Source organism: Sporolactobacillus putidus (assembly GCF_014647035.1).
Lineage (GTDB): Bacteria > Bacillota > Bacilli > Bacillales > Sporolactobacillaceae > Sporolactobacillus > Sporolactobacillus putidus.
Genome location: NZ_BMOK01000001.1, coordinates 269,727 through 294,664 on the forward strand (window position 1 = coordinate 269,727; position 24,938 = coordinate 294,664).

The window sequence follows — 24,938 nt, forward strand, 5'->3', positions numbered from 1 at the left end:
GAAGTCATCACATCCTGTGAAAGTACGCGCAGGTAGCGCAAAGCTTCGTTTCCTTGACCTTCAACGCCCAGGACGGGCTGGTGTCAGGCATGCCATAGGACGTGGCGCTTTGCCTGACCTTGGTCCTTTTTGTCCTTCTTTTTGAACAGACTTTAATATGTATTCAATTCATTTTTTTGGCTTTTTCACGCTGAAATTCGCTTTTTTCACGGTGGCGTTTTTCAAGTACACGCAGCACGCGGTCAAAACCGATCTTCTGCTCACGAAGCATGACCAGTGTATGGTAAATGACATCGGACACTTCCCATTCCAGTTCATCGACGGAACGGTTTTTGGCGGCGATGATCACCTCGGACGTCTCTTCACCGATTTTTTTCAGGATCTTGTCAATGCCTTCATTGAACAAATACGTCGTGTAGGTGCCCTCCGGACGCTCGGCTTCGCGTTCTGCAATCACATGTTCCAGTTCGGCAAGAATACCGTAACGGTCGTTTCCGCTTTTCACGGCTTCCTGCTTGTCGCTCCCCTCCGTTCTGAAACAGCTGTACCTCCCGGTATGGCACGCGGGACCCGCGGGATTGACTTTGACAATCAGTGCATCGGAGTCGCAGTCCACAGCCCAGTCGACGATTTCCTGAGTATTGCCCGACGTTTCTCCCTTGTGCCACAGTTTCTGCCTTGATCTGCTGAAAAACCATGTTTCACCTGTTTCAAGCGACTTTTTAAGCGATTCTTTATTCATAAAGGCAAGTGTTAATATCTCTTTGCTCTGTGCATCCTGCACTATGACCGGGACAAGTCCTTTTTCATCAAATTTGATATCTTCCGCATTCATCGGATGGCCACTCCTTTTTGTTTCAAATATGTTTTAACTTGCGCAACCGACGTCTCTTTATAGTGAAAAATCGAAGCAGCCAGTGCGGCATCTGCTTTTCCGGCACTGAAAGCATCAAAAAAGTCGGACGCTTTTCCGGCTCCGCCGGAGGCAATGACCGGCACATCGACGGCCTCACTGATTTTACGTGTCAGATTCAGTTCAAAGCCGCTCTTTTCTCCGTCCTGATCCATACTGGTCAGCAGAATCTCACCGGCCCCGAGCGAAACAGCTTTTTTAGCCCACTCTATGGCATCAAGATCGGTTTGTTTCTGTCCGCCGTGCGTATACACTCTGTATGAAGAGGTTTCAGGATCAAACTTCGCATCGATGGCGCAGACGATGCACTGGCAGCCGAAAAAATCCGCCCCGGCTGTGATCAGACCGGGATTTTCAACCGCTGAACTGTTCAGAGACACCTTGTCCGCACCCGCTCTGAGCAGCGCCTTAATATTTTCCAGCGAGTGAATGCCGCCGCCCACTGTAAAGGGAATAGCCAGTTTGGCGGCTACCGCCTTTACGACATCGACCATCGTGTTTCTGCCTTCATTCGACGCGGAAATATCAAGAAAAACGAGTTCATCCGCACCCTGACCATTATAGTACATCGCCAGTTCGACCGGATCGCCGGCATCGCGCAACTGAATGAACTGTTTGCCTTTAACGACACGTCCGTCTTTTACGTCAAGGCAGGGAATGATTCGTTTAGCCAGCATACGCGCCCACCACCTTTAAAGCTTCTCTGAGTGAAATCTGCTTCGTGTAAATCGCTTTTCCGATGATCGCGCCGCTGATTCGATCGGATCCCATTTCCGCCATGGCCGCCAATTCTTCCGTATTGGAAACACCTCCGGAAACGACAACCGGCATCCCGATTTCAGCTGCCAGTTTTCCGGCGCCATCCCGGTTTGCGCCTTTCAAAGCCCCATCTCTTGAAATATCGGTATAGATGAAGTGACGGGCACCGAACCCAATCAGCTGTTTCGCCAGATCGGCCGCGCTCAGTTCGGAAACCTCCAGCCAGCCTTTTACAGCCACTTTTCCCTGTTTAACATCAAGCCCGATTGCAATAGAATCCGGATAGCGGCTAAGGGCCAGCCGGACAAATTCAGGGTTCGCTATCGCCGAACTGCCGAGAATCACTCTTTCAATTCCCTGATCCAGATAGCGTTCAACCGTTTCCATATTGCGGATCCCGCCGCCAACCTCAATATGTATCGGCACTTCGGCGGCAATTTGTCCGATCGCGTGACGGTTCACCGGACGCCCTTCCCGGGCTCCATCAAGATCAACGATGTGGAGCCATTCCGCTCCCTGTTCGTAAAACGTTTTTGCCATGCTGACGGGCGAATCGCCGTACACCGTTGACTGATCATAGTCGCCCTGAAGCAGCCGGACACATTTTCCGTCCAGAAGGTCAATTGCCGGATAGATCGTAAACATGATTATTTTTCCTCCTCGCCTGACGACAGCGATGCTGCTGCCCGGGAAACGGCAGCTTTGGCCTGCGGCATCCGTTTTACAAAGTCAAGATAATTTTTCAAAAGCGCCTGTCCGAACACCCCGCTTTTTTCCGGATGAAACTGCGTACCGAAAATATGCCCGCTGCCGACAACGGCAGGAACCTGTTCATGGTAGTCCGCTGTCGCGATCAGAATCGACGAATCTTTCGTTTCAGCGTAATAGGAATGAACGAAATAGGCGTAATCCGGTTCCAGCGCATTAAGCAGTGGGGAATCCGGTTGTTTGAATTCAAGTGTATTCCAGCCCATATGGGGGACTTTATAGCGCTCTCCGGTAACCTGAGAAATCCCGCTGAAGCGTGCGACGCGTCCCGAAAGAAAAGCAAGGCCTTTAGTCAGACTGCCCTCTTCGCTTTCTTCGAACAAAAGCTGCATACCGAGGCAGATTCCGAGCAGTGGTTTTTCCTGTACATATCGGGTTAAAAAAGCAGAAAGTCCCTTTTCGTTCAGCAGGGCCATCGCATCCTTGAACGCGCCGACGCCGGGGAGAATCAGTCCGTCCGTTCCGGCAAGCTCACTTGAATGATCACTGATCACAAAATCCTGATCCAGCCTCTTCAGCGCCTGGCTGAGGCTGTATAAGTTGCCCATGCCGTAATCCACAATTCCGATCATCCCAACGTTCCTTTCGTCGACAGGACCCCCTGAATCCTTGGATTTTGGACTGATGCCGCGTCAAGGGCGCGTCCGAGCGCTTTAAAAATCGATTCGATCATGTGATGCGTATTTTCTCCATATCGAACCGTCACGTGAAGATTCATACGCGCTTCAATAGAAAGTTTATCAAGAAATTCGGTAACCAGTTCTGTATCAAACGTACCGACTTTTTGAGCGGGAAGATTACCGTGAAAAACAAAATACGGACGGTCGCTGAGGTCAACGGCCACTTCTGAAAGAGCTTCGTCCATAGGAACGACGGCATATCCATATCGGTTAATGCCTTTTTTATCGCCCAGGGCCTGGCGGATCGCCTGTCCGAGACAGATCGCAATATCTTCCGTCGTGTGATGATCGTCTACATCCGTGTCCCCATGCGCTTCAATGTCGAGGCTGAACAAACCGTGCTTCGTGAAGAGTGTCAGCATATGGGTCAGGAAGGGCACTCCGGTCTCTAAGTGGGACTCGCCGCTGCCGTCGATCGCAAAGTGCAGTTTGATCTGTGTTTCAAAAGTGTTGCGTTCCACTGTGCCTGTCCGTTTATTCATGTACGGTGGCTCCTTTCATGCGCTTTTCTACCGCCTGGGCGTGTCCCTCCAGTCCTTCAAACCGCGCAAAATCAGCGATCGCTGAACCGTTCGCTTCCAGCGCTTCATCCGTATACCGGATCAGGCTCGAGCGTTTGACGAAGCTTTCAACACCGAGAGGGCTCGCATAGCGTGCCGATCCATTCGTCGGAATAATATGGTTCGGTCCCGCAAAGTAATCGCCGACCGGCTCCGAGCTGTACATTCCGAGAAAAATAGCACCCGCATGACGGATCAGCGGCAGAACAGACTCAGGATCGGCGATCGCCAGTTCAAGATGTTCGGGGGCGATTTGATTGACGATTTCAGCTGCGTCTTTAAGATTGGCCGCTAGAACAATCTTCCCGACGGTTTCAATGGACGGCCCGGCAATTTCATGGCGCGGCAGCGCCGGAAGCTGACGCTCGACTTCCTGATCGACTTTTTCAGCAAGCGACCGGGACGTCGTGACGAGTACCGGCATGGACATTTTATCGTGTTCAGCCTGAGAGAGCAGGTCGGCAGCCACCCATTCCGGATGCGCTGTTTCATCAGCCAGAACCGCGATCTCGCTTGGCCCGGCCAGACTGTCGATCGCCACATCGCCGAATACCTGCTTCTTTGCAAGCATGACATAAAGATTGCCCGGGCCAACGATTTTGTCAACCGGACGAATCGTCTCCGTTCCATAGGCAAGTGCCGCGATCGCCTGCGCCCCGCCTGCCTGATAAATTTCTTTAATGCCGATCTCATGTGCGGCGACGAGTACGCCGTAAGCGATCAGACCGTTTTTCTGAGGCGGGGAGATAAGAACAACACGCCCGACTCCGGCAACCAGAGCCGGGACGGCACCCATCAGAACTGACGAAGGATAGCTTGCCGTTCCGCCGGGAACATAGACGCCGACAGAGTCCAGTGGCGTGACCTTCTGGCCGAGCACGACGCCATGTTCAACTGTTTCTGTCCACGATGAGGGCTTTTGTTTTTCATGGAAGGCCCGGATATTTTCTGCCGCCTGGCGGATGGCTTGAATCACCTTTTCAGGGACATGGCGATAAGCCGCGGCGATCGCTTCATTCGGAACACGCAGTTCCCCCAGTTCTACCCCGTCAAATTGTTTTGTATAATCTTTCAGCGCCTTGTCTCCTTCATCCCTGACCCGCGCAATGATTTCACGGACAGATTGCTGAGCCGCTTCTTTAGCTTCAACCTTCCGTTTCTTCAAAAAACTTAAATCCCCGTTTTCAATCCATTCCAACTTTAGTCCCCTCCGTGGCCCGGATCATTTTCTCCACAATCTCGTCAATGACCGGCTTTTTCAAGCGATAGCTGACCGGATTGACGATCAGCCGCGAGCTGATATCCATCAACCGGTCGAATTCAACCAGTCCGTTCTCCCTGAGTGTCGTTCCGGTGGATACGATATCGACAATGGCATCCGCCAGACCGACGATGGGGGCCAGTTCAATGGAACCGTTCAGCGCAATCAGATCAATTTGTTCGCCGCGCCGTCTGTAAAAATCGGATGCGATGTTCGGATATTTTGTTGCGATCTTCAGATAGGGATTTTTGCTGCGGTGACCGGGCAGCCCCGCTACAGCCATGTGGCATCTGCTGATTCCGAGATCAACCATCTCATAAACGTCCCGCCCGCTCTCAAGCAAAACATCTTTTCCGGCAATCCCTATATCCGCAGCGCCGTATTCGACATAAGTCGGGACGTCTACCGGTTTGGCGAGAATAAAACGAAACGGTGCAGTATCCAGATCCAAAATCAGTTTTCGAGTCGTTTCAAACGTGACGGGCAGTGAAAATCCTGCATCTCTCAGAAGGCGGCACGCGTCGCCGAAAATCCGGCCCTTCGGCATCGCCACCGTAATAACCGATCCACTCATCATTCTGTCTCCGTTTCCTCTGATTTCAAAAAGCGTTTAATCGTTTCAAATTGTTGCGAGAAGGCCTCGATGTCATCGATGCCGTCCGCGTGCTGCAAAACCACCGCTTGCCCTTTTTCCCTTTCCCGTGCGGCAAACTGCATCGCTTTCCCCGCGTTCTCCCGGTCATAGATGATCGCCTTTTTCCGCTGCTCTACCGGGTCCGCACCTGCCGCGCTCATCAGCCTGTCAAGCCGGATGCCGAAACCGGTTGCCGGACACGGCCGGTGAAACTGTGCGAGTAAATCATCATAGCGTCCGCCGCTCGCCACCGGGAAACCAAGCCCTCCGCCGAAGCCTTGAAAAACAAAGCCTGTATAATAGCTGAGATGCGGCATCAGCGTGATGTCCAGATCAATATTGCCTTCCAGGTGATCGATCTTCAGCAGCTGGATGAGTTCAACAATATGATGATAGTACGAATGCACGGGAATTGACGATCCGGATGTCAGATCCTTCAGAAAATCAAGCGTTTTTTCATTATCCATCCTTCTTGAGTCAATAAATGTGTTCAGTCTGTCCGCCGAATGATTGGACAAACGAAGCGAAGCGACATATTCATGGAAACCGACATCATTTTTATTATAAAGCAGATTGCGCAGCTGCTTTACTGTTTCCTTATCTTTCACAATATCATAGAAAAAGGCGTTCACAAACCCGACATGCCCGACTGCGAGCCGAATCGAACGAAGTCCGGTCTTCTCAAGCAGCGTTATCATCAACGAGATGACTTCCACGTCTGCGTAAGGCGTCCCATCGCCGATCAGTTCTGCCCCGGCCTGCTCGAACTCGCTCGGATGCCCGCCTTCCTTTCTTTGGCTCCTGTACAGCGCCGCCGTATAGGCCAGCCGAAGCGGAAGCGGCTGTTTTCTCAGGCTTGAAGCCGCAATCCGCGCAATCGGCGTGGTCATATCCGGCCGGAGCACGACCGGATGCCCTTCAGCATCTAGGAACTTGAACAGCTGGCTGTCTTCAATGGCCGAAGCGCGTCCGATTGTTTCGGCGTACTCCAGCGCAGGGGTTTTTATAAAATCATAGCCCCAGCGCTGCAGTTCCTGACGGAAAATGGATTTCAGCCTGGCGATCGACCGCTGAGCTTCTGGAAGCGTATCCCGCAGACCGAGCGGCCTTTCAAACATGAACGGTTGTGTCATCAAGATGTTCCCCTTCTCTGCAGCTTTTCTCTTTTTTTAGTTTATCATATCAAGGGAAAGAAGGCTTTCTTCCCCGTGCTTTTAAGTTGAGCAGACAACATTTCAACCGCGTGTTGTGAATAACCTGCTGATTTTTGCGCTTCGCTTTACTTCACTAGTATAGTAAAGCGTGTAATGAGTATTCTAGATGAAAATGTAGAATAAGTCAAGTATTTGTTTCTCTTAAAAAAGCTCCCTGAAAAGAAAAAGGGCGGCATGGGCCGCCCCTTAAACGATCGTTTTTTCATTAGAATGCTTTTCCGCCAAGCTGCTGCTGTGCAGTTGCTACGAGACGCTTGGTGATTTCACCACCAACGGAACCATTGGCACGCGAAGTCGTATCAGGACCTAAGTGCACACCAAATTCGGAAGCAATTTCCATTTTCATTTGTTCCAGAGCCTGCTCTGCACCCGGCACAAGAATCTTGTTGCTGCTATTTTCAGCCATGTTTCTCACCTCCTTGTGCCCTTATCATGTGCAGGCCCCATTTCCCGCATTCACTAGGATGAATGGTAATTTTTGCAAAACCCTGCAGACAGGATACCGGCGTGTGAAAAACGTGGTTGTTAAAAAAATCGATCAGAGGTCAAAGCAAACCGCTGAACAACTCCTCGCTCTCGCTGCTTTCAAAGGTGAGCGTTTCAATTCCCCGGACAGCCTCGTTCACCAGATCTTCTACGTTCAATGAGCGTTCAAACCGGTCGGCATGAAATCGGTCCGGGCGGGTCCTCGGCGCCTTGGGCAGGAAAATTGTGCAGCAGTCTTCATAGGGACGGATCGAAATTTCATACGTATCGATTTCCTTGGCAATGGCGGCAATATCCAGTTTATCCATGGTGATTAACGGCCTTAAAACCGGGAGATCAGTCACCTGATTAATGGTATTCATACTTTCTAGCGTCTGGCTGGCCACCTGGCCGAGACTCTCTCCGGTCGCAATGGCCAGGGTACCGTTCTGTTCCGCCGCCTTTTCGGCGATTCGAAACATCAGCCGCCTCATGATGGTGATCCGGTAATCCTCAGGAACAGCATCCCGGATCGCAACCTGTGCGTTTGTGAAGGGCACAAGATGCAGGCGTACTTTTCCTCCGAACGACTGCAGTTTTTTTGACAGGTCGATGACTTTCTGTCTGGCGCGGTCACTCGTATACGGAGGGCTCTGAAAATGGATGGCTTCAATCAACGCGCCGCGCTTGGCCAGAAGATAGCCGGCTACGGGACTGTCGATTCCCCCCGACAGCATCAGCATCACTTTTCCGCTTGCACCCACAGGGAGTCCGCCTGCTCCTTTGTACTCATGTCCGTATATCCTCGTTTCATGATAGCCGACTTCTACGCGAAGCGTCAGATCTGGATGATGGACATCGACACGAAGACGATCGCAATGCTTTAACAGCCATGCGCCCAGATCCTGATTCAGTTCGCTGCCGTGTACAGGAAACCGCTTGTCCTTCCTGCGCGCAGCAATCTTAAACGTCTTCACGCCTTCTTCCTGTTCGGCAACACGCAGCGCGCCGCTGCGAATAGCGTCCAGATCGTTTTCGACTTTAATTGCCGAAGAGATATTCTGGATGCCGAAAATTTTCCGAAGAATGGGAATGATTTGATCGGCGTCTTCACCGTTTAGCTGAATTTCAATATCGTCAAAGTGCCGTTTTATATAAAGACGGGGAAAATCACTTAATTTTCCGCGTACATCATCCTCAAGTTTCATGACAAATGCTTTCTTATTCTTTCCCTTGATGGCAATTTCTCCGAAACGGATAACTAAATAATCATAAACCAATGGTTTCACCCCATTACTCTTTTCAATTGTCGTGTATGAACGGAAAGCGCCGAAAGAAAAGCGTCAATTTCCTCCGGCGTCGTTTCAAAGGCGGTGCTGATCCGTATGGCTTCTTCTGCCTCGTTTTCGGGTACGCCCATTGCCAGAAGGACGCTGCTTGCTCCGCTGTCTTTTGACGAGCACGCCGACTTTGTGGAGACAAAAATATCGTTCTCCTCAAGAGCATGAACCAGCACCTCGGATTTGATTCCTTCCAATGAGACATTGACAATATGGGGCGCCGAGCCGGTTCGCGGCGTGTGAATCACGGCGCCGCCGATTTGCGACAGTCCGTCTCGAAGTTTGTTCTGCAGTGCCGTCAGGTGAAGGATTCCTTCTTTTTCTCGCTCAAGGGTCATTCTGAGCGCCTTGACCATGCCGCATATTCCCGGAAGATTCTCCGTTCCGGATCTTCGCTGGCTTTCCTGGCCGCCCCCGGAGAAAAGCGGGGAGAGCAGTGCGCCGCTTCGGACATAAAGAATTCCCGTCCCCTTCGGGCCATGAAACTTATGTCCGGAAATGGTGCATAAATCGATGCTGCTCTCTGCCAGCCGAAGCGGCACTTTGGCAAAACCCTGAACATGATCCACATGAAAAACCGTTGTCGGGTGTGTTTTCAGGAATTCGCCGATTTCCCGGATCGGCTGGATCGTTCCGACCTCATTATTCACGTGCATGATGGAAACAAGGATGGTGTCATCCCGGTACGCCTGGATAAAATCTTTGAAAGAAACACGTCCTTCATGGTCGACAGGAAGATAAGTCACCTCAAATCCGAGCTTCTCCAGTTGCCTGAATGCATTGAGGGCAGAGGCGTGCTCAACGGATGTGGTGATCAGATGCCGGCCGCGGCGGCGATAGGCAAGCGCGGCTCCTTTTATGGCGAGATTGTTGCCTTCCGTGCCTCCTGAAGTAAACACAATCTCTTTTTTGTCGACGCCGAGCAGCGAAGCAGCCAGTTCGCGCGACCGCGACAGCAAGGCTTCACTCTTTCCGCCCAGTTTATGAAGTGAAGACGGATTGGCAAAAAATTGCTCGGAAACCGTCCGGTGCGTATCCAATGCTTCAGCGTAGGGTTTGGTCGTTGCACTGTTATCCAGATAAATCATTGATTTGTTTAAAAGCTCCTTTCAGCCGGGCCTGTACCGGCCTGATTCGATGGAATACACGAGCGGAATTTTTTTATTTCAATTTAATTTTTACCGCTTTATTTGAATCTTAACATGTGGCATTCCGGCTGTCGACGAAATGGCTGTCTGAGTATGGCAAAAAAAGCCCAGCGGTCTGATAGGCCATCTTTACCGCCGAGCCTGGGAGTAATGGACACATTAGACTTTCCAATGGTATTAGAAAATGGCTTCGCCAAGCCCTTGGCGCGGGCGTTGCCTTAGTTGCGGGGGCCAGGACGGCCTAATGCCGAACATGCCGCAGGACGCGGCGATCTGTTCGGTCGCTTATACTATAATCCTTAAAAAATTTTTATACTTTCTTGTAGTGTAAAAAAGGGTACCCGTCCTTTTTTTCAATTATATCTGCCGTTCCTGATACAGATCCACTTTTTTCAGAATCTTTGGCTCTTTTTTCTCAATCGCCTGAACAGCTGTTTCGACAGCCGCCTGATAGTCAAAGTTTCTGAAGAACTTTTCCGCCCTCTTCAGTTCCCGGTCGATTTCCTCGTAATCGCTGCGGTAACGGTTCCCGTAACGGATCATCTCTTCTGCGAGAGCGGCTGTCTCCACCAGCTTGTCCGCCTGCTGGTGAACATCTTCGACCTTTGCCGAGGCACTATCAAGCGCGCTGCGGACGCCCGCCATGTCCAGCGGTTTTTCGTCAAGCTTGAGATTCACAGTCCTCAGCAGATCTCCTGCCTCAGCCAGCGCATCGGAAAATGAGGCCGGTACGCCGGGAAGATTGCTTTGCTGGATGATTCTTTTGGACTCGAAAAGCGTACGTTTCAATTTTTGGATGGTTTCTCTTGCAGCCAGTTCATCTTTTCGCAGCGCTTTGATTTTTTTGCTGAACTCATCAGCAAGAGATTCGACATTTTCAATATCCGAACGCATCTTCTCCAGTCTGTCAATGACCGAGCTGAATGCTTCCGTATGATTTTTCAGGACTTCATCCGTTTCCAAAAAGCTGCTTTCCAGTTTCTGATAAGCCTGTCCTATGTCACGGCGCACTTTCAGATCCTCTACATCAATATGATAACTATCTCTGACCGTTTCCGTTTCATCGGTCAGCTCTTTAATTTTTCTTCCTACGCGGTCCAGCCTCTCCTCAACATTAGGCGCCAGATCGTGAAGCTGCTGCCTGCTCAGCACCTCTTTTTCAAGCTGTGCGTACAGCCAGTCCAGCTGATCATGAATGCCTTTAAGACCTTCTTCGGCCTCGTCCAGCTCCATTCTGGCGACGGCTTCCGAAAGAACATGAAGCTGTTTTTCCATCTCTTCCGTTTGCGTGTCGAGCTGCAGATACTCCAGCGAGTACCCCTGTTCCGTCATTTCATTTTTGCCCTGCCTCAGTTCCTTCAGCTGGTTCGGGATCGTCCGCTGAATATCTTCATATAATACCGGAACGCGTTCAATCCGCATCTGAACGGTTTCGGCCGATTTCTTGACGTTCAGAAGAATTTCACGCGCTTCCACGTAGTTCCCCTGATCGCTTTCTTCCTCATATTTTTTAAATTGTTCATCGATTTCCTGAACGGATTTCTCCAGAGGTGGCAGAGCCTGCTTGAACTGGCTTCGCTTTGTAATCATATCTTTTTTGATCTGATGATAACTTTCTTTGATCGGCGTCACGTCTTTGCGATTCTTGCTCTCACTGTCGACAACGACATTCAGATCGTGAAGCATGTTATCGATTTTGCTTTCAATTTCTTTCCTTTTTCCTTTAAGCTCTGCAATCAGCTTTTCCGCTTTTTTAAATCGGTATTTATCGGTCAGCTCTTCCGCAGAAAAAAGAGTCTCTTCAATCGCCGGCAGTTCTCCGGTAACGATGCTGTCCCAGTCCGATCGCGATTTTTCAAACTTTTTCTCTGTATCCCCGACCATTTTTAATTTTTTCACTTTCGCTATCTCTTTTGCGACGGGACGATTCGTCAGTTCTACCCTCCACGTCTCGATACGATCGATTTCGCCGTACATCTTTTTTCTCATCCATGCACCATAAATGATGATGATGACAACAATCAAAATTAGACTGATAATCACATAAAGCATACGGAACTTCCCCCATTCTCGCATGTAACCCATTCACACTTCCAGCTACTGTATATTGTATCAAAAAAAGACGCAATAAGATTAAAAAATGAAATAATGTGTCGATTTTTAACAGCCCGGTGTGCGGAAAATTCGCCGCCACTGCACAAACGTCCCCTAAGATGCTATAATCAGCATCGATGCATCTTAGGCAGGCAGGACGGCGAATGGGACCATGATTGAGTGGACAACTGTTTTTTTCCTGATTATTGCGGGGTTTTTATCTGGATTCATTGACGCTGTGGTCGGCGGAGGAGGGCTGATTTCAACACCGGCACTTCTCTCTATCGGACTTCCTCCGCAAATCGCACTGGGCACAAATAAACTGGCCAGTGCGACGGGATCCCTGACCAGTACGCTCACATTTATACGCTCCGGTAAAATTGATCTGAGATTCGCAGCCAAGCTTGTTCCCTTATCGCTTTTCGGTTCATTTATCGGCGTTTTGTTCGTTCACTTTCTGTCTCCCGCAATTCTTCGCCCCTTGATTCTCATCCTGCTGATCACGGTGACCGTCTACACGCTTTTTAAGAAAAGTTGGGGAAGCTCCTCAACATTCTTCGGTTTGACGAAAAAAAATGCGCTCTGGTTTGTTCCGCTCATTTTCAGTATCGGATTTTACGATGGATTTCTCGGGGCGGGAACCGGATCTTTTCTGATCTTTTCTTTTCTCATGCTCGGTTTTGACTTTCTCCGTGCAGCGGGAAATGCGAAGATGCTTAACTTTGCCAGCAACATTTCCGCTCTGATCACGTTTGCATTTCTCGGCTATGTCAATTACGGGATCGGACTTGTAATGGCCTGCGCCCTGATTACCGGATCGTGGTGCGGCGCAAAGTTTGCCATCCATAAAGGGTCTTCTTATGTGAAAATTCTGTTCATCATTGTGACCATTGCCCTGATCGGTAAAAATGCGGCGGATTATTTACTCCATCACTTCCATTAGAGCGGCTTATTTCAGCTTTTCGGCGGGGCGGCCGACAAGCTGTTTCACCCACTTTCTGATGTAGCGCAGGTAACTCATGCGGAAGGACGGTTCACCCGGCTGCAGATAAAAAACCTTTCTGAGAAATTGAGGCTGGAGAAAGGGCATCATGATCATGTCGCGGTACTGCAGAATCGCAAAGTCTGCGGAAAGGGGATCAATCTTGAATTCCGGAGATACCTTCTCAAACAGTCGTGTCAGCAGAAACTTCTCCTTCATCAGATAACTGGCCATCAATTCACGGACAAGCTGATTGTCCAGCGTCATTTCGCGATGAACAAAACGGGACAAATACAGAGACTGCTGCTGATAGCCGATCAGCGCATCCGCTACGCAGACGAGGCGCTCATCCGGCGGTACCCCAGCCTCTTCAGCGTCAAGTTCCGCCTTCTCCAGATTGTTTAAATATCCTTCAAAAAAAGAGGCCATCAAATACTCCAGAAGCCCCTGTTTCCCCCCGAAATAGTAAGAGACCAGCGCAATATTGACCCCTGCATCCGCCGCTATCGCACGCACGGAAGTACCGTCATAACCGCCCATATTAAATAATCTCAGCGCCGAATGAATAACGGTCTCCCGTGTACTCCCTCCGCCTGCCGGATTCGCATTTTTCGCCAGCATTTTTTCACATTCCTTTCCGAATGACTGCATTCAGTGTCACTAATATAAGCCTTCTCTTTAGCAGGCGTCTACCCTGCAAAAATCGTTCGACTTTTCCGCTGAAACTTTCGAGCCGATCTGATAAAATGAGAGTACTTCCTTGAAAAGCCGAAGGTGAAAATAATGAATTCTGTCAATAAAACGATGATTAAAGCGCTCGAAGCACTGATCGAAGATGAACCGAACCGGATCGCAAATTTGGCTAACGCGTCCGCACTGCTCAACCAATACCTGGACAACATCAACTGGGCGGGGTTTTACCTGCTCGAAAATCATGAGCTCGTTCTCGGGCCTTTCCAGGGAAAAACGGCCTGTGTCCGGATCCCCGTTGGCAAAGGCGTGTGCGGAACGGCTGCCGAACGAAAAGAAATCGTCCGCGTCAGGGATGTTCACGAATTTCCAGGCCATATTGCCTGCGATGCGGCTTCCCGTTCGGAGATTGTCGTTCCATTATTAAAAGGTAATCATTTGATCGGCGTGCTGGATATTGACAGTCCGGTCCCTGGTCGTTTTTCAGAAGAAGATCAGCAGTTTCTTGAAGCGTTTGCGGAAACACTCGTTCAATATCTCTGAAACGGCTCTGCTTCCGAATTTTTGGATCAGACGCCCGTGATTTTCATCCGCTTCCATACTTCTTCTTGACAACAAGCAAATAAAAAATGTATAATTTTCATCGTGTAAAATGAGGCAGCATCGTAAAGCGTCCAATGTTTGTTTCTTCTATTTTGTTCCTCTTCCAGAGGTGCACTGCGTAACCTGGACTGCCTGGGCGAACGTGCAGAATAGCAAAATAGCGTTGGAAGTGCTTGCGAAGGTGTCATTTTATGCTCATTAAAATGACAAAGGAGGAGTCATCTCTATGGCTCGCTATACTGGTCCTGTATGGAAAAAATCAAGGCGGCTGGGCATTTCACTCAGCGGAACGGGAAAAGAACTCGAAAGGCGTCCGTATGCTCCGGGACAGCATGGTCCGTCCCAGCGTGTGAAGCTGTCCGAATACGGCCTTCAACAACAGGAAAAGCAAAAACTGCGTTTCATGTACGGCCTGAATGAACGCCAGTTCCGCCGTACATTCGACGATGCGGCTAAAATGAAGGGTGTTCATGGTGAAAACTTCATGATTCTGCTTGAATCGCGTCTCGATAACCTTGTTTACCGTATGGGGCTGGCGCGCACGCGCAGACAATCCCGTCAGCTCGTCAACCACGGTCACATCACGGTAAACGGACATCGCGTCGATATTCCTTCTTATCGCGTGAAACCCGGAGAAACAATCGGGGTCAGAGAAAAGTCGCGGAATCTTGATATTATCAAAGATTCACTCGAAACAAATACGTTCGTTCCTGAATATCTGTCCTTTGATGCTGCCGCTTTGGAAGGCACATACACCCGCCTGCCTGAGCGTTCAGAACTTCCTGCAGAAATTACTGAAGCCATGATCGTCGAATTCTATTCAAAATAATTGAATGGATGTTTCTCCCCGACTGTTGAAAAACAGCGGGGTTTTTCTTTTTTTTCTTAGAATTGGCGGTTTCTTTTCGTAGAAACCGCTTTTCCTTCTTTTTCCTTTTCAAGGAATTTATTTTAGGATAATATATTAAAGAGCTTAACCATCATTTAAATTTTTCTGAATTTTATTTTCTTTAAGCTGCTAAACAATTGTCAGAGGAGACTTGCCATGACGTCCTATTTCAATAATTTTTCCCAGTTTTTTGACCGGCTGGCTGAAAAGTGGGCGCAGAGCTCCGCGGTCCGAACATTCCTTTCAGTTGAAAATATTGTCTGGAATTCATTTTTGATTTTTCTTTCTGTTTTATTTATCGGACTTTTTTTCGCCGCCGGCACGGTTTTCGGATACTTTGCCGAACTGGTCCATAATCAGCCTGTTCCGAGTTACAAGACACTGAGTCAGGATATCAACAACTATTCTGAGAGCAGTGTCAGCTATTTCGCGGGAAATATTCCGATTGGAAAAATGAGCAGTGATCTGATCAGAACCAAAACGTCGCTTAAAGATGTATCCCCTTACCTGGTTCATGCGGTGGTTGCAACAGAAGATGAACTCTTCTATCAGCATCACGGTGTCGTGCCGAAAGCCGTCATCCGGGCAAGCTTCGAACAATTGCTGAACAGGCCCCAGGTGACGGGCGGAAGCTCCATTACTCAGCAGCTTGTGAAAAATCAAATTCTGACCAGCGAAGTTTCTTTTGCGAGAAAGGCCAAAGAAATTCTCCTGGCCATGCGTGTGGAAAAATTTTTCTCAAAAAACCAGATTCTTGAAGCCTACCTGAATATCGCCACTTTCGGACGTGACACGTCAGGCAGTAATATTGCGGGGGTTACGGCAGCGGCGGAAGGCATTTTCGGCGTCCCGGCAGACAAACTGAATATCCCACAGGCTGCCTTTATCGCAGGAATGCCGCAGGACCCCTTTGTCTATACACCTTTTACGAGTCAGGGCAATGTCAAGGGAGATATCTCTGCGGGAGTCAGCCGTGCGCATGAGGTGCTGCAGCGTATGTACGACACGGGCTATATCAGCAAAAAGCAGCTTGACGAATCTCTGAACTATGATTATCGCAGCCATTTCGCAAAGCCGCAAAAATCGACGTCCGCTGATTACCCTTACTTAATTAAAGAAGTCACTAGCCGGTCGCAGACGATTCTGGCAAAACTCGCTGCGCAGCAGGAGGGCTACAACGGCGACATGCTTTATAATGATTACATGGATTATCAAAAAGTCGAATATGAGTACAGCAGAAACCTGTATGGGGGAAAATCACCCGAAGAGATCGCCAAACTGCACGGAACTAGCTTGAGCACACTGACCAGTCATTACAAACTCTTCAGCGGGCTGCTGCAGACCGCCGCACAGCGACTGGCAACAGGCGGGTACAAAATTTATACAACGATCAGTAAACCGATCTATGACAATATGCAGGACGTCGCCCAAAATTATACGGGCTACAGTCCGGACAAGATCATCACGGTCAATAACAGCAAGGCCGGAAAAAGCGAGCAGATTAACGATCCAATGCAAGTCGGTTCAATCCTGATCGAGAATCAGACGGGCAAAATCATTAGTTTCGTAGGCGGACGCGGCTTTCAGCAATCCGAGTTCAACTATGCAACAAGCGTACCGCGGCAGAACGGATCGACGATGAAACCTTTGCTCGTCTATGCGCCGGCTATGGAGCTCGGACTGATCCAGCCGGGATCGATCCTTCCTGATTTGCCCTATAAGCGGACGGTGAATGGTCAGCTCTATCAACCGACAGATTATGCATCGACCGCGACCAATCAAGTTTACCACGGATTCGAGACAGCAAGGGTCGCGCTTGCGCAATCAGACAATTTACCGGCCGTTAGTGTGTTTACACGGCTGAGCAGCGCAACGAGCCAGGCGCCCGACTATTTGAAGAAAATGGGGATTACGACGCTGGTCGGCTCGGACGGCTACAACGTGTCCGCAGCTCTCGGTGGGGTCACCCAGGGGATTACTGTAGAAGAAAATACGAATGCCTTCACGACTTTTGCCAACAACGGTCAGTTCGTTGATGCCTACATGATTGATAAAATCGTTGACAGCAATGGCAACGTCGTCTATCGGCACGAATCGAAGCCGGTCCGCGTTTTCTCGCCTCAGACAAGCTACTTAATGCTGGATATGATGCGCGATGTCCTAAAATACGGAACAGCAGCGAGGCTTCCCGCATCGCTGCAATTCTCGGCGGACTGGGCGGGGAAAACCGGAACATCCCAGGACTGGCGCGACTCATGGCTTGTCGCCACCAATCCGAACGTGACGCTCGGTGTCTGGAACGGTTACGCGCATAATGAACAGATGAACCCGCTCACTTATTCCACGCAGACGCGGCAGTTGTGGGCCGGATTCGCAAACAGCGCCTATCATATTGATCCGCAGCTCATGGCTCCGGCTAAACGCTTCACACAGCCGACCGGCGTAGTCAGCCAGACGTTCTGCGGACTGACAGATGAGCGGGTCACACCGATGTGCCAGGCGGCCGGGTTCGTAAAAACGGATCTGATGAATGTAAAATATTTACCTAATCAAACCATTGAGGCGCTGGAACCGGCCTTCGGATCTGCACCCGGCAGTCCGAACGGCCAGAACAATACGCCCGCTAATCCGACCGGAAGTTTCAGAATTAAACCGGACTTTTTCAGTTCACGTTTTCCATTTACCGATTTGCAAGCTGCCAATCCTGCTTTACTGGGAAAAATACAGAAATAAACGTTAAAATCAAAACCACCCGTGTGAACGGGTGGTTTGTTCTGCGGCTGAAAGCCTTTGTTACTGGCCAGCCCTTCAAAGGGCACCGAAGCGTTCGCCAACCGCACTCCTCTTCCGGCGACCCTAAAAGGGTTTCTTTATTTCTTCTTCTTTTTTCGTTTCACCTCTTCTCCTGTAAATGGATCGATATATTCAAACAGGCTTAGTTGTTCTGCAACTACATCCTCTTGTATAGCGGTATTTTAAGTTCGCATGCCGATCAAAAATCATTAAACTGCTCTTTCCTTTGAGATAACCGACAAATCCTGAAACACTTATTTTAGGAGGCAGACTCACTAGCATGTGTATATGATCCCGACATGCATTAGCCTCTATTATTTCTACTCCTTTTCGTTCGCACAATTGTCTCAGGATCCTTCCAATATCTTGCTTTATTCGTCCATAGATCACTTGTCTTCGATACTTAGGTGCGAATACTATGTGATACTTACAATTCCATTTTGTATGTGCTAAACTATTTACGTCCGATGGCATAAAAAAGTCTCTCCTTGGCTTATTAATTTGGTTGGCGAACCAAAATTTATCTTAGCAGAAGAGAGGCTTTTTTGATACATCGCTGAAAGCTTTCCGGAACCCTAGGCATAGCCTAGGGTTTTCAAATACATAATTAAAACCGGATCCGATGCAAACGGATCCGGTTTTTCTATTTTATTCCTTTTAAAGCATGTGATCATTTTATTTCGTCGAATTGCGGAAATCGATACGGTGAGGCAGGACGACCGTGGAACTTTCCACTTTTTCGTTATTCATTAATTTTGTGAGCAGCCGCATGGCCACCGCACCGATATCATATGTAGGTTCTGCGATGCTGGATAATGTCGGGCGAACCATCTGAACGAGGCGTGTGTTCTCGCTGCTGATCACTTCAATATCGTTCGGCACTTTCTTTCCCTCATCTTGAATTTCGTGGATGGCTCCGATCGCCATTTCGTCAGAGTCAACAAAAATGGCCGTCGGCTTCACTTCCTGGTTCAGAAACTGCTCCGTCGCTTCCTTGCCGGATTCATATGTGTAATCACCCACAGACAGCAGCGTTTCGTCAAAAGGAATATCGTGCTCCGCAAGTGCCCGTTTGTAACCGTTCAACTTATATTTTCCATTGATCGGCACTTCAAGCGGTCCGTTGATAAAACCGATTTCTCTGTGCCCGGTTTCGATCAGATGCGAAACAGCTTCAAAAACGGCCTGTTCATAATCAATGTTAACCGACGGAATCTGATTTTGTTCATCGACTGTCGCCGCAAGGACAATCGGCACAGAAGATTGTTTAAATTCTTCGATATGCTCTTCCGCAATCTTTCCCCCCATAAATACAATACCGTCCACTTGTTTACCCAGCAGTGTCTGAATCAAACGAATTTCCTTGTCCTTGTTCTGATCGGAATTGCACAGAATAATGTTGTATTTGTACATCGTTGCAATATCTTCAATGCCGCGGGCCAGCTCGGAAAAGAAGACGCTGGATATATCAGGAATAATCACACCGACAGTTGTCGTTTTTTTGCTTGCCAGACCTCGGGCTACAGCATTCGGACGATACCCCAGCCTTTTAATTGCTTCCGACACTTTTTTCCGCGTAGTCGGCTTAACGTTCGGATTTCCGTTCACTACCCTGGAAACCGTCGCCATGGAAACGCCTGCTTCTCTTGCTACATCATAAATCGTTGCGCTCATACCCTCATCCTCCTCGATTTTTCCGCCGCTTTGCTTCTCATCAACTTGAGCTTCGGTTCACACTCTATAACGTTTTCATTTTTCGGCACTCAAAAATTGCCTCAATATCAATTGACGCTTTTCATTCAGAGTATCAGAATGACACCGGCAATGCCATGCTTTCCACTGTAAAACAGCCCTTCCGGCAAAGACCGAAGTCCCTGTCTTCCCATAATTCCGTTGTGAATTAAACATAATCTCTTGGAATCGGAATCATCTGGCTGTTCTCGCCCATTCCGTCTTTTCCATCCCGCGGGACCGATCGTTTCAGGCTGACAGACTTATTCTTTGCAAGCTTTAAAAATTCGGAACCTTTTCCTTTCAGGGAAATGGTTTCCTGCCCAATGTTTTGCAGTATCTTTTTCCCAGATGGAGATGCGACAAAAAACATTGCCGCAGCACCAAGTATGCCGCCGAGAAAGACACCGGATAAGAAAGACAGTCCCCTTCCCAAACGTTCTGTTGAACCGCTCACCGGGCGTCCCTCCTTATTTGGCTTTTTTATTTGCGGAAGCGTTCTTCCAGCGCTGAATCAAATCGATCGCTGCCTTGCCCCATTGAACCGCCTGCGCTACTTTACCCGCATTTTCTTCTCCGCTGGTTTCGATACTCGACGTGACTTTCTGAACAGACGTGTTGATGTTGTTTAATGATTCACCGAAACCATGAATGGCATCAAAAACACTGTTGAGGTTCGCCGACTTTTTCTGAACATCAGTCGCCAGCAAATTCGTCCGATGCAACAGTTCCGTCGTCTCTTCATTCAGCCCCTTCATTTGCTCCTGAACATCTTCCAATGTTGACGCGACATCATCCATTGTTTTTTGCGCGGAGCGGAGGGTCTGCGAAAGGAAATACACAAGCACAGCAAAAGCGACTGCGATTACAGCAACAGATAAATACAAGATAATGATCACCGTATGTCCCCCTTTTGAATCGATTCGGTATTAGTTTGATAAATAAACACATTTCTATACCTCATCAAGTCGATGATCGGTACTTTGCCATCTAATCGGCATTCCATGTTCTATTTTATCTTACCATGTAAAAATGTCGAAAAAAAGCAGGGGGACTACAGAAACACCTTACGGATTCAAAATTTTTCTGTACTCATTCTGATATTTTTGAATATCTCCGGCACCCATAAAAAGCAGGACACTGTGATCGTATTTCTTCAGATCGTCAATATTGTCATTATGCAGAATATGCGAGCCCGGAATCCGGTCCTGCAAATCGTGGATGGACAGCTTGCCGCTTTTTTCACGGGCGGAACCGAATATGTTGCAAAGATACACTTCGTCTGCTGTACCGAGCGCTTCGGAAAACTCATCCATAAACGTCATGGTTCGCGAATACGTATGCGGCTGGAAAATCGCAACAATCTTTCTGTCCCGATACTTTTCCTTTGCAGCTTCTATGGTCACACGAATTTCGGTCGGATGGTGGGCATAGTCATCGATCATCACCTGATCCGTACCCGAAAGAGCGGTTTCCGAAAATCTTCGTTTCACACCTTGAAACGAAGCGAGACGTTCCCTGACAAGCTGAATCGGCACATTCATATAATTGCAGAAGGAGATAACTGCAAGTGCATTCAACACATTGTGGTTGCCATAACCTCTGATCTTAAAATGGCCATAAAAGTCATTGCGTATATAGACATCGAAAGACGTGCCCGTGTCGTCGGACTTAAAGTCAACATTCCGTGCCTGAAAATCGTTTTCCTCATTAAAGCCATAGTAGATAATCGGAACATTTGATTTGATCATCTGCAGTTCTTCGTTATCCCCGCAAGCGAAAATTGCTTTTTTTACTTTCAAAGCAAGTTCCTGGAAGGCACTCACTACATCATCAAGATCCTTATAGTAATCGGAGTGATCAAATTCTATATTCGTAATAATGCAGTAGTCCGGTTCGGAATGCAGAAAATGGCGTTTATACTCGCAGGATTCCCAGATGAAATACTTGCTGTTCTCGCTGCCGGATCCTGTTCCGTCTCCGATCAAGTAGGAAACCGGGGCGAATTTTTCAAAGACATGGGACAGCAGTCCTGTCGTGGACGTTTTCCCGTGTGTTCCCGTCACGGCAATGCTTGTGTATTTTCTGGCAAGATCGCCAAGAAAATCATAATAACGGTATACAGGTATACCTATTTCCCTTGCCTTAGTGATCTCTTCATGCTGATCCGGAAAAGCATTTCCGGCAATAACGACTTCATCGGATGCAATATTATCCTTTGTGAACGGCAGAATCCTGATATTTTTATCTTCCAGCGCTTTCTGAGTAAAAAAACGCTTTTCATAGTCGGAACCCTGAACTTCATGATGCAGGCCCTGCAAAACTTGAGCGAGAGCACTCATCCCGGTACCTTTGATTCCAACAAAATGGTATTTCGTCATACAACGACCTCCATAACATGCTTCGTGCTTGACCCAACCGGACGATATCAATAGTATACTCATTCTTACTTCAATAGGTGTTTTTGCCCCGTTTAAAAGTAGTCGTAATAATCGTCCGGCCCTAACGTATTTCTATATTCCGTGCTCGTCTCCTATTTTTCCCGTCAGCTATCCGCTGCATGCGCCGCCTCAAACCTTTGCAGACTGGGCATCGCAACGGCATGTCAATACTGATGCATCCATCTCATATGCCGTTATAATAAAACCGGCTTTATTCTTCGTTTTTTTTTCTGAACCCTATGTCCGTTCGGAAAAAAGGTATCAGAAAATCAAACCGCGCCATCACGTTTCCTAAAACAACTTGAAGGCGTGATTAGCTAGAACGTTGTTTCCGCTTCTGAATAATCACCCGACCTCTTTCATCATCCTGTTTCTTTCCTGATTAAACGTGAAAACCACCTGCTCCATGAAAGTTAAGAAAAAATTCTCGACACCTATTTTAACCTTTATCGCCGATGTTGTAAAAGCAAATTTTAGGAAACGCTAATACATTTTATCGCAGGAAATCTGCTCCTCAAATTTTTCTTTTGTCATCAGCACCTGGCGCGGTTTGCTCCCATTCGCACCCGAAACGACATTACGGCTTTCCAGTTCATCGACAAGACGTGCCGCGCGATTGTAGCCGATCCGAAAATGCCGTTGGATGCTCGAGACCGAAGCCTGCCCCTGTTCGACAACAAAAGCGGCCGCATTGTTGAAGAGATCGTCTTCCAGGCCGCCCGTTTCGGAATTCGCACTGCCGAAAGACTCCGCATCAAACAAGTACTCCGCTGCCGGTCGGTCTTTGAAAGCATCCGTAACGCGCCTGATTTCCTCATCGGAAACAAAGCATCCTTGCAGCCGCCTGAGATTTCGCGCACCGTTCTCAGCAAAGAGCATGTCTCCTCTTCCGAGCAGCCGTTCCGCGCCTCCGCCATCGAGGATCGTCCTCGAATCGGCTTGCGAGGCAACGCTGAAGGCGATTCGCGTCGGGATGTTCGATTTAATTAAGCCTGTAATCACATCCACCGAAGGGCGCTGCGTCGCCAACAGGAGATGGATGCCTGCGGCCCGCGCCTTCTGGGCAATGCGGCAAACGGATTCTTCAACATCCTGCGGCGAAACCATCATCAGATCCGCCAGCTCATCGATTACGATCACTATATAAGGAAGCTTTCCGCCGCGGTCCTCCCCGGCCGATTGCTTGCCATTGTAGCCGGTGATATCCCGAACCCCGGTTTTAGCAAACAGCCTGTATCTTTTTTCCATCTCTTCAACAGCCCACTTCAGCGCAAGCGCGGCTTCCTTTGGCTCGGTAATAACCGGAGCAGCCAGATGAGGGATGTTTTGATAAGGAGCAAGTTCAACCACCTTCGGATCGATCAGAAGAAAACGCAGAACATCCGGAGACGTTTTATAAATCAGGCTCAATATCAGAGAATGAATGCAGACGCTTTTTCCAGAACCGGTTGCGCCCGCAATCAGCCCGTGGGGCATTTTCGAAAGATCCGTCACAATACGGTTTCCCGAGACATCCTGTCCCAGCGCTGCGGTCAGCGGGGCTTTGCTTTTCAGAAAAGCATCCGAGGTCATAATTTGTTTTAAAAGCACCGGTTTCCGCAAATCATTCGGGATCTCAATGCCCACCGCGCTTCTTCCCGGAACCGGTGCGATCCGTATCTGTTTGACGGCAAGGCTCAGCTTGATGTCTTCCGTCAGGCTGAGCACCTTGTTTATTTTTACGCCCGGATGCAAATGAATATCAACCCGGGTAACACTCGGCCCGCGTACATGACCCAGAATATCCGCTTCAACCCGGAAATTCGAAAGCGTCTCCGCCAATGTTTTCTCTTTTCCGGCAATCCATTCTTCACTTTCTTCCCCGGATTCCGGAGGATCATCCAGAAGATCAAGCGGCAGCTGCAGTCCGGAATGGCCTGCTGCATCCGGCCGCTTCTCCGTGCGGCCTCCATGCCTTCCCGCATTTTCCAGGGATACACGGCCGGACTTATGATCGGCATGGAACATCAGTACGTTAAAAGGAACTTTCGACTGATGATGGGGACGGTGCGGCGATCTTGGCAGACTGCTGGTTACCGGCATTGTCTGGGCCGGCGCCGCCGTCTCCTGGGACACTGCCGCACCGTTAAGAAGTTCCGGGTTCGCGGGATCCGTTGATTCGGCATACGGACTGCCGGATCCCGCGCCGTCGTTCAGCAGCAAGGGTGCAGAATAGTCACCGGAAGTGCCCTCTTCTCGGCCGGACCGACGGGTCTCCCCGGATACGCTCGAAGCAGGAATACTGGAAACTGCGGACGGATGATCGGACTTCTCTTCCGGATGTCCGTCCTTTCTTTCATCGTTCCGGTCTTCGGACGCTTCGGGTGTTTCCGCCCGACGGTGAAGGGCAGGTTCCTCAATAATTTTCCGGTCAATGAGCGGCGGATCTTTCAGCGAAGGGAGAACGGCATGCTGATGCATCGTCTCACCCTTCTTTTTTTCCGCAATCTGCTTTTTTTCCTGCTCTTCTTTCAGAGTATCAAGATAGAAGTCTTCCGCCGGTTTTCTTCGGTAAAAATCCGCGGGCGGTTTCTTATAACCAAATACCGGAGAAGGGACCTTGGTCGGACGGAAGGGTGCCTTCCCTTTTTTCACATTCCTGTTTTCTTGCCTTGCTGTTCCGGCAGAGACGGATCTTCCGGCCCGATTTTCATCCGGCACTCCCGGAACATCTGCATCACGACGCAGCGGCTCGTGCCTTTCTTCGATCGAGACTTCTTTATACCCCGCGGGATAGCGCGAGGCCATCCTGACCTCGACATGGCGATGCGAGTCTTCGAAACGTCCCACAGAGCGCTGTCCTCTGCCTTTAGAAAGTTCCTGAAACTGGTCGTACCTGCTCCCCTGTTCTTCCTCGTCGTCCAAACCAAAAAGGCGGTGCCACCATTTTTCTGCCATTTCGGATTCACCTCTTTACTCTTGCAGACTTCAGCG

22 protein-coding genes and 1 pseudogene are annotated in these 24,938 nt (G+C 49.1%); 4 read left to right on the forward strand and 19 right to left on the reverse strand.

Annotation, left to right across the window (positions count from 1 at the left end):
- Positions 1-163 precede the first annotated feature (163 nt).
- The 12 genes from hisIE to ezrA all read right to left on the reverse strand — a co-directional run bounded on the left by hisIE (position 164) and on the right by ezrA (position 11,794).
- Positions 164-835: a bifunctional phosphoribosyl-AMP cyclohydrolase/phosphoribosyl-ATP diphosphatase HisIE gene (gene hisIE, locus IEX81_RS01380; RefSeq protein ID WP_188801094.1), complete on the reverse strand. Its 672-nt coding sequence runs from the start codon at positions 833-835 to the stop codon at positions 164-166.
- Positions 832-1,590, reverse strand: a complete 759-nt coding sequence (gene hisF, locus IEX81_RS01385) for an imidazole glycerol phosphate synthase subunit HisF (protein ID WP_188801096.1) — start codon at positions 1,588-1,590, stop codon at positions 832-834. Before hisF ends, hisIE begins: the two co-directional genes overlap by 4 nt.
- Positions 1,580-2,323: a 1-(5-phosphoribosyl)-5-[(5-phosphoribosylamino)methylideneamino]imidazole-4-carboxamide isomerase gene (hisA, locus tag IEX81_RS01390; RefSeq protein ID WP_229727436.1), complete on the reverse strand. Its 744-nt coding sequence runs from the start codon at positions 2,321-2,323 to the stop codon at positions 1,580-1,582. Before hisA ends, hisF begins: the two co-directional genes overlap by 11 nt.
- Entirely contained in the window at positions 2,320-3,012 is a 693-nt protein-coding gene (gene hisH / locus IEX81_RS01395) for an imidazole glycerol phosphate synthase subunit HisH (protein WP_188801100.1), read from the reverse strand. The genes hisA and hisH overlap by 4 nt, the downstream gene beginning before the upstream one ends.
- Complete coding sequence (gene hisB, locus IEX81_RS01400; RefSeq protein WP_188801102.1) at positions 3,009-3,602, reverse strand: imidazoleglycerol-phosphate dehydratase HisB; 594 nt, start codon at positions 3,600-3,602, stop codon at positions 3,009-3,011. Before hisB ends, hisH begins: the two co-directional genes overlap by 4 nt.
- Positions 3,595-4,878, reverse strand: a complete 1,284-nt coding sequence (gene hisD, locus IEX81_RS01405) for a histidinol dehydrogenase (protein WP_188801104.1) — start codon at positions 4,876-4,878, stop codon at positions 3,595-3,597. The genes hisB and hisD overlap by 8 nt, the downstream gene beginning before the upstream one ends.
- Positions 4,865-5,515, reverse strand: a complete 651-nt coding sequence (hisG, locus tag IEX81_RS01410) for an ATP phosphoribosyltransferase (protein WP_188801106.1) — start codon at positions 5,513-5,515, stop codon at positions 4,865-4,867. Before hisG ends, hisD begins: the two co-directional genes overlap by 14 nt.
- Complete coding sequence (locus IEX81_RS01415; RefSeq protein WP_188801108.1) at positions 5,515-6,708, reverse strand: ATP phosphoribosyltransferase regulatory subunit; 1,194 nt, start codon at positions 6,706-6,708, stop codon at positions 5,515-5,517. Before IEX81_RS01415 ends, hisG begins: the two co-directional genes overlap by 1 nt.
- 286 nt (positions 6,709-6,994) lie before the next feature.
- Positions 6,995-7,195 (reverse strand): alpha/beta-type small acid-soluble spore protein, encoded by a 201-nt coding sequence (locus IEX81_RS01420; protein ID WP_188801110.1) that lies wholly within the window; start codon positions 7,193-7,195, stop codon positions 6,995-6,997.
- Between the two features lie 139 nt (positions 7,196-7,334).
- Positions 7,335-8,534, reverse strand: a complete 1,200-nt coding sequence (thiI, locus tag IEX81_RS01425) for a tRNA uracil 4-sulfurtransferase ThiI (protein WP_188801427.1) — start codon at positions 8,532-8,534, stop codon at positions 7,335-7,337.
- Positions 8,535-8,539: 5 nt separating this feature from the next.
- Positions 8,540-9,682, reverse strand: coding sequence for a cysteine desulfurase family protein (locus IEX81_RS01430; RefSeq protein WP_188801112.1), 1,143 nt, complete (start codon positions 9,680-9,682; stop codon positions 8,540-8,542).
- Between the two features lie 417 nt (positions 9,683-10,099).
- Positions 10,100-11,794 (reverse strand): septation ring formation regulator EzrA, encoded by a 1,695-nt coding sequence (ezrA, locus tag IEX81_RS01435; RefSeq protein WP_188801114.1) that lies wholly within the window; start codon positions 11,792-11,794, stop codon positions 10,100-10,102.
- A 214-nt stretch (positions 11,795-12,008) separates the two neighbouring features.
- Between ezrA and IEX81_RS01440 the strand changes: the two genes are divergently transcribed.
- On the forward strand, positions 12,009-12,779 hold the full coding sequence (locus tag IEX81_RS01440) for a sulfite exporter TauE/SafE family protein (RefSeq protein WP_188801116.1): 771 nt from the start codon (positions 12,009-12,011) through the stop codon (positions 12,777-12,779).
- 6 nt (positions 12,780-12,785) lie between these two features.
- On the opposite strand, the gene refZ is transcribed toward IEX81_RS01440, so the two are convergent.
- Positions 12,786-13,439 (reverse strand): forespore capture DNA-binding protein RefZ, encoded by a 654-nt coding sequence (gene refZ / locus IEX81_RS01445; protein ID WP_188801119.1) that lies wholly within the window; start codon positions 13,437-13,439, stop codon positions 12,786-12,788.
- Between the two features lie 162 nt (positions 13,440-13,601).
- On the opposite strand from refZ, the gene msrC reads away from it, so the two are divergent.
- The 3 genes from msrC to IEX81_RS01460 all read left to right on the forward strand — a co-directional run bounded on the left by msrC (position 13,602) and on the right by IEX81_RS01460 (position 17,733).
- On the forward strand, positions 13,602-14,051 hold the full coding sequence (gene msrC / locus IEX81_RS01450; protein ID WP_188801120.1) for a free L-methionine (R)-S-oxide reductase MsrC: 450 nt from the start codon (positions 13,602-13,604) through the stop codon (positions 14,049-14,051).
- Between the two features lie 286 nt (positions 14,052-14,337).
- A complete protein-coding gene (rpsD, locus tag IEX81_RS01455) occupies positions 14,338-14,940 on the forward strand; it encodes a 30S ribosomal protein S4 (RefSeq protein WP_188801127.1) in 603 nt (200 codons plus the stop codon).
- Between the two features lie 216 nt (positions 14,941-15,156).
- Positions 15,157-17,733: a transglycosylase domain-containing protein gene (locus tag IEX81_RS01460; protein ID WP_188801130.1), complete on the forward strand. Its 2,577-nt coding sequence runs from the start codon at positions 15,157-15,159 to the stop codon at positions 17,731-17,733.
- Between the two features lie 137 nt (positions 17,734-17,870).
- On the opposite strand, the pseudogene tnpA reads toward IEX81_RS01460, so the two are convergent.
- The 6 genes and pseudogenes from tnpA to IEX81_RS16760 form a co-directional block, all read right to left on the reverse strand.
- A pseudogene (tnpA, locus tag IEX81_RS01465) lies at positions 17,871-18,267 on the reverse strand (IS200/IS605 family transposase).
- Positions 18,268-18,468: 201 nt separating this feature from the next.
- Positions 18,469-19,467, reverse strand: coding sequence for a catabolite control protein A (gene ccpA / locus IEX81_RS01470; protein WP_188801132.1), 999 nt, complete (start codon positions 19,465-19,467; stop codon positions 18,469-18,471).
- Between the two features lie 226 nt (positions 19,468-19,693).
- Positions 19,694-19,981, reverse strand: a complete 288-nt coding sequence (locus IEX81_RS01475; protein ID WP_188801135.1) for a YtxH domain-containing protein — start codon at positions 19,979-19,981, stop codon at positions 19,694-19,696.
- 13 nt (positions 19,982-19,994) lie between these two features.
- Positions 19,995-20,423 (reverse strand): DUF948 domain-containing protein, encoded by a 429-nt coding sequence (locus IEX81_RS01480; protein ID WP_188801137.1) that lies wholly within the window; start codon positions 20,421-20,423, stop codon positions 19,995-19,997.
- A 168-nt stretch (positions 20,424-20,591) separates the two neighbouring features.
- Positions 20,592-21,905, reverse strand: coding sequence for a UDP-N-acetylmuramate--L-alanine ligase (gene murC, locus IEX81_RS01485; RefSeq protein ID WP_188801139.1), 1,314 nt, complete (start codon positions 21,903-21,905; stop codon positions 20,592-20,594).
- Positions 21,906-22,448: 543 nt separating this feature from the next.
- Positions 22,449-24,902 carry a DNA translocase FtsK gene (locus tag IEX81_RS16760; RefSeq protein WP_188801141.1) on the reverse strand — a complete coding sequence of 818 codons (2,454 nt, stop codon included), beginning with the start codon at positions 24,900-24,902 and terminating at the stop codon, positions 22,449-22,451.
- Between the last annotated feature and the right edge of the window lie 36 nt (positions 24,903-24,938).